Here is a 1,014-nt window from a genome sequence, read left to right on the forward strand (position 1 = left end):
CGACTGCGTCGATCTGGCCGTCGAGCTGCGGCAGTTGGGCGGCGCGGCCGGCCGGCCGCCGGAGGTGCCCAACGCCGTGGACCACCGGGACGCGGCGTTCGCGCTGTCGACCCTCTCGCTCCCCGACGACCGTCCCCCGCTGGTGGTGGACGGCATGGCGGCGTGGGGCACGGGCCGCCGCTACCTCAATTTCCTGGCAAGCCCGGACACTTCGGATCTCGCCGAGAGCGGCTACGAACCGGCCACTTTCGCGCGGCTGGCCCAGATCAAGGCAGAGACGGATCCGGACAACCTCTTCCGGTTCAACCACAACATCGTGCCGCGCCCGCTGCTGACCTGACGTCAGTCGGACAAGAGCGCGCATGCGCCAGTCGCACATCCGCCTTGGCGATATCCCGCCGATACGCCCCGCTGGAAGGCTGGGCGGGGAGATTAACCACTGACCCATCAGTTGTCAATTGGGAGGACGTCAATGAAACGACGTGACGTGATGAAGGGGATGGCGGGAACCGCCGCCGTCGCGGCGGTGCCGATCGCTGTCATGCAGGCGGGCAACAGCTGGGTCGACGCGCACGACGGCGCGAACGATCCGGCCAAGGACCAGGCGGCCGGAGGTCCGCGGGATCTGTACACCGAGAAGTACAAGGGCCGCACGATCACCGTGTCCCAGTCCGCCGAAACGGTGCACATAGACGACAAGCCTTTGCACCTCATGAAGTTGGGCGACGGCGCCTACCTCAGCGCGATGTGCCATTACCGCATCGAGTCCACCCCGCTGGCCGCCGGCCGTCAGGCCGTCGACGAGCTGCGCGGGGCGAATCTGCTCCCCACGGGCACCCACCACGCCTGATCCGGGCTCCGCGAGAACCGGGAGACCCGCGAGACCCGAGAGAGAGAAGAGACCTCATGGTGCCCGTCCGGAAGAACCATCTCAACATGACCGCCCAGGAGAAGAGACGCTTCATCCGCGCGGTGCGCAGGGTGAAGGAACTCGGCGTCTACGACGAGCTGGTG

The 1,014-nt window shown here is 67.4% G+C and carries 2 protein-coding genes; both read left to right on the forward strand.

Annotation, left to right across the window (positions count from 1 at the left end; all coding sequences use genetic code 11):
* Nucleotides 1–340: BBE domain-containing protein (locus tag ACZ5CR_RS47585; RefSeq protein WP_468870320.1), on the forward strand; the 340-nt coding region annotated here is incomplete at its 5' end.
* A gap of 132 nt (nt 341–472) precedes the next feature.
* Nucleotides 473–850: a bagremycin/ferroverdin biosynthesis copper chaperon BagZ/FevE gene (gene bagZ / locus ACZ5CR_RS47590; protein WP_468870321.1), complete on the forward strand. Its 378-nt coding sequence runs from the start codon at nt 473–475 to the stop codon at nt 848–850.
* The last annotated feature ends 164 nt before the right edge of the window (nt 851–1,014 follow it).

Source organism: Streptomyces sp. NPDC031274, from assembly GCF_055570235.1.

Excerpts from the sequence above, each read along its gene's own strand:
- bagZ (WP_468870321.1), top strand. The coding sequence starts at position 473 with ATGAAACGACGTGACGTGATGAAGGGGATGGCGGGAACCGCCGCCGTC.